A 4296-nucleotide genomic window follows, 5' to 3' on the forward strand; every position below is an offset into this window, starting at 1 on the left:
TATTTATCATCTTTTTTTTTGCGTATTGGGATGATGATAACCGATATCAAACCTTGGTTATGCTTCAACTTATTGAACTTATGGCTTTAGTATTTACTAATGGATTGAAGTGCAGAAATAAATGTGAAGTTGCCTCTATACCTTTCTTTTATTTCCCGACAAGTCTAGAATTTAAAAAACAGATTAGGCGATCGCTCTACATTTCAGCATTCCAAACTGGAATATAGAGCGATCAGATTTCATCAGGATTGATCCCTATCGATCTAAGATAATTCGCTAATTTTTCCTTTTGTTCACGCTCCTGTTGAGCAATCAAACCTTGTTGACTAGCGATCGCCTCAGCCTCTTGTTTGGCAATACGCTCCTGAGAAGCAATCATGCGCTCCTGTCTAGCAATTATGCGCTCTCGCTCAGCCCTTTCCTCCGCCGAGGGATATCTCACATTATCGCGATCGTACCAATAGAGCCACTCCCGCTCCCAATTACCCCATACACGCCGCTCGCAGCCGATTCCTAAGCCAATCTCTGGCATCCACACGACTTTGCCAGATTCCGACAATAGTGCAACCGATGGCAATAATTCATACTTTTCATCAATTAATTTATAGACTTCCAAAGATTCATGCCTTTTGTAACGTCCCCTGCGACCGCTTAGGGAGTTGTAAACCACATAATACAGAATTCCCAGATCCTGATATTGAGTCAGTTTCTGATCATATTCACCGTTATATTCCTTAGAGATGACTTCTAGAACCATTATTGGTTTTACCTGTTCCTGCCACAAAACATAACTCAATCGTCCACCTTCATCCTTAAGACGTGGTACGCTGATCGCTAAAAATCCATCAGGAACAATTGACTTAGATTTCTTGGGTTCTTCAATATTCGCTTCGTAGTAGTAGCACATATCCACACCCCAAAACCAATCTTGGCGATCGCTCCAAATAGACCTCAACAAATTTAAGAGCATATTGGGAATGTCGTTTTGGAGTTCGTTATCCACGGGTGTTTCATCGGAACTTGGCAGGTCTTCCGCAGTCGGTAATTGACGATTTTCAAAAGGTATTGTCACCATTGCTTTTGACACATTACTTTTGTTTGATTATTTTGGATTATAGCAAAGCGATCGCTTGGTATTGATGAAGCATAACGGTCTATTTGAGGAAAGGTGTAAAGCAAAGGGCAATTCATGAACTGCCACTACCCTAGAAGCATGGTTTCAAGATCTCTTGCATAAGTCCTAAAAGTGACAAAATCCACTCAGCAAGTTTTAAGGTTGCAAACTTTTTAGAAGCACCGCCTTCAGAAAGTTAGTACCAGCCTGTATCTGCTTTAGGGAGAAGGACTAAGGTAGAAAAGCTTAATGCCGCACCGTAGCGTAAGATTAATAATATTGCGAGATAATCTAAATTTTTAAAGTAATAGTCATCTGTGAATAATTCTGCTACTGCGCCCTTAAACCTAACCAATGCCATTAGTATCAGCGAAACTAATGAAACCAGTAAAACTAATGACTTTTTCCTAGGTCAAGAACCAGACGATCTTAGTGATTTTTCCCTATCCTTACCCGATCCTAATGATGCAGAATTGGCGGAAGGGCAGTTTCTCGCCGAGGTCGATCGCGCGTGGCAGGTATGCGATCGCTTTGATCTACAAACCGATATTTGGCGCGGCAGAATTTTACGCACGGTGCGCGATCGGGAAAAGGCAAACGGCAAAGGGCGCGGCACGGGCTTTTTGAAATGGTTGCAAGAGCGAGAAATCAGCAAATCTCAGGCATATTCATGGATTCAACTCGCCAATAGCGCTGACACCCTCATGGCAGATGGACAACTGGACAGCGATGATATCCGTCAATTTAGCAAAAGAGCTTTTTTAGAAACTGCCCAAGCCTCGCCAGAGGTACAGCAATTAATCGTCGAGTCAGCACGTAATGGCGATAAAATCACCCGCCGTGAAGTGCGTCAACTCAGTGACGAATGGACAGCGATGAGTTCCGAACATTTACCAGAAGAACTCAAAGAAAAAGTTGCTGCCCATACCATTCCCACCCGTTATGTTGCCCCCCTAGTCCGCGAAATCGACAAACTGCCAGAGGCTTATCAAGCGCCGATCAAGCAGGCGATCGCCGATGGCACTGATCTTGACAACATCAAGTTAGTAACGGCGGACGCACAAAGGCTCACCAAATATTTAGCCAATACCAATCAAGTACAGGCAATTAGTCAGCGATCGGTAAACATTGACCTTGCCCTCGAAGAATCCCTCAGAATTGGATGCCTCAAGCTCACTTCTGACCTCGTTAGTCAAGCCTCCCAACTAGAGCAAGCGATCGGCAAGCTATACAGCACCTGGAAAAAAATCTCCACCGCCGCCGATCAGTTATATGTCGAAGCAGGCGCTAGTACCCCGCACCTATTAGATTTACTTAATTCCCTCGACTCCCTTGCCAGTCAAAATATTTCAGTACAAATCGGCAACGAGCAGTCAGGGCGCACAATTCGCCTCCAAATTTCTGAAGAGTAGAGACTAATACAATTTAATACAATTTCTGCAAATTCCTAACTAGCTTTTGCTATATTTCTGTAGCAAGCCTCAAGTTTCATTAGCATAACCTGTATGACAGTTTCTCAACAAAAAGTTTATCTAATCACAGATACTCAGCGCGATGCCCTGCTTAGCTATCTCCAAGAACGTCCCTACAAAGAGGTCGCCGCAGGGATTGAGTTTCTCTTAAATGCCACAACAGCTACACTCAGTGCATCTTCAGAATCTGATGCCACCCCAGGAGCGACTGATGCACCATCAGATGCCCCTGACGGATCTCAGGCAAACTCTCCTGAGTAGGACTTACAGCGCTTTGTGTTCAAACCCAATCCAAGGAGACTATTGAGACTTTTCGTAGTACAGAAAGATTTTCCGTCAGCGCAAAGCCATGTAGTCACTAAGACAGCTTGTACAGGCAAGGGGCTTCAGCCCCTTGTTAAGGCTCACAAAACAGTCCAAACGTCCTAACTTTAGATTAACTTCAGAGATCCAATTTGTTGACCAGACTAAATTGTATTCACGAGATTATTTAGTGACTTTTTTGTTGATATTTTAGCAACATTGTCTCTTGGAAGCAGTTTTATCAAAACATCAATCAAATAAATGAACTAAATTATTTGGTGGGTTACACAAGTGAACTCGAAACTGGTATAACTAGATAGTCATAGCTTAATTGTAGAAAATCGCTAGTAGATATCGCTTGGGATATGGGCTTGGTGGCAGTAATTGCCATATCAAGTAATACAAATCAAGTAATAAAACATGGCTATGGGGCATAGCAATCAAAAATACGGACTTTTATTATCCTGCAAAAGTCATAATTTGATTTTTATTTCATGTTGACTAAATTTCCGCCAGTAGGAGTGATAGCAATTAATATTTAAGTTAAGAAGCGGCTACGTTATTTCTTAACCTGAAAACCTTTACTGGGCTTGCTTTTTAATTCACAAAATTGTTGTCACACTTTAGTGAATTGGTGTAATATACTTGATGACATTTAGATAAAACTTGAGCAGTGCAACCCAAGCAACCATTTAAATAAAGTTAACTTTAGATGATTTAGCGCTGTTTAAATGTGTCATTAGTGAGATATGTCACTAATTTTCGTAGCTATTGTGATAATCGTAGGTCTCAACGCGATTCCTCAATACAGTTCAATTTATTACCAAACATCGAATTTCATTACCATATAAATCTTAGGAGCGAATAGGTGGACATTATGCAATCAGTAACAGGTAATGCAGTTGAATCTGGCTTAATAACCCCTATACCTCCTTTAATTGGTAGTGACAAACTACTAGGGAATACATTAATTCCTCAAAATTCTCTTAATTCTAATTTAAGCCCCCTAGGTAGTTCTCTATCTACGGGCTTTGTTGTTAAATCCTTAAGCCCCAGCGAAAGCGCCATTTATCTCAATGGCATTGGCATACCTCTATCAGACACCTCAAGCCTTGCCACTGTCCCTGTTATCTCTGATGGCAATATCATATCTGAGCAAGGTTTTACAGTGGGCAGTATGCCCAATAGTCTTACCTTTATTGGTAGCAACTTAGTAGATAATCTTCATCTCAAACTCAATGACAATAATGTCTTCAGCTTTAGCCAAGATGGCATCAACTTTAACTCTTTAGATTGGCTAAATATCCTGACGGGGCGACAAAAGATATGGGAAGTATGAGTAGATGGGGATTTGAGGATTTAAGATAAAAAAGATAGGTCAAGTCATAGTAAGTATGACCTATCTAG

At 41.3% G+C, this 4296-nt stretch carries 5 protein-coding genes; 4 read left to right on the forward strand and 1 reads right to left on the reverse strand.

The features are described from left to right. On the forward strand, positions 1–227 hold a 227-nt coding region (locus H6F44_RS23010; protein ID WP_206754486.1), incomplete at its 5' end, for a hypothetical protein. 5 nt (positions 228–232) lie between these two features. Here the strand turns inward: H6F44_RS23010 and H6F44_RS22295 are convergent. Continuing rightward, a complete protein-coding gene (locus H6F44_RS22295; RefSeq protein ID WP_190353277.1) occupies positions 233–1075 on the reverse strand; it encodes a Uma2 family endonuclease in 843 nt (280 codons plus the stop codon). A 404-nt stretch (positions 1076–1479) separates the two neighbouring features. Between H6F44_RS22295 and H6F44_RS22300 the strand changes: the two genes are divergently transcribed. From H6F44_RS22300 to H6F44_RS22310, 3 genes are all read left to right on the forward strand, one after another. Beyond that, positions 1480–2526 (forward strand): hypothetical protein, encoded by a 1047-nt coding sequence (locus H6F44_RS22300; protein WP_190353280.1) that lies wholly within the window; start codon positions 1480–1482, stop codon positions 2524–2526. Between the two features lie 93 nt (positions 2527–2619). Next, complete coding sequence (locus H6F44_RS22305; RefSeq protein WP_190353278.1) at positions 2620–2847, forward strand: hypothetical protein; 228 nt, start codon at positions 2620–2622, stop codon at positions 2845–2847. A 919-nt stretch (positions 2848–3766) separates the two neighbouring features. Continuing rightward, positions 3767–4228, forward strand: coding sequence for a hypothetical protein (locus tag H6F44_RS22310; protein ID WP_190353279.1), 462 nt, complete (start codon positions 3767–3769; stop codon positions 4226–4228). Positions 4229–4296: the final 68 nt, after the last annotated feature.

The sequence above is a fragment of the Pseudanabaena cinerea FACHB-1277 genome (assembly GCF_014696345.1).
Classification (GTDB): Bacteria; Cyanobacteriota; Cyanobacteriia; order Pseudanabaenales; family Pseudanabaenaceae; genus Pseudanabaena; species Pseudanabaena cinerea.

Bases quoted from the DNA above. Each gene is read 5' to 3' on its own strand.
- H6F44_RS22310 (WP_190353279.1), top strand. From the start codon at position 3,767: ATGCAATCAGTAACAGGTAATGCAGTTGAATCTGGCTTAATAACCCCT.
- H6F44_RS22295 (WP_190353277.1), bottom strand. From the start codon at position 1,075: ATGGTGACAATACCTTTTGAAAATCGTCAATTACCGACTGCGGAAGAC.
- H6F44_RS22305 (WP_190353278.1), top strand. From the start codon at position 2,620: ATGACAGTTTCTCAACAAAAAGTTTATCTAATCACAGATACTCAGCGC.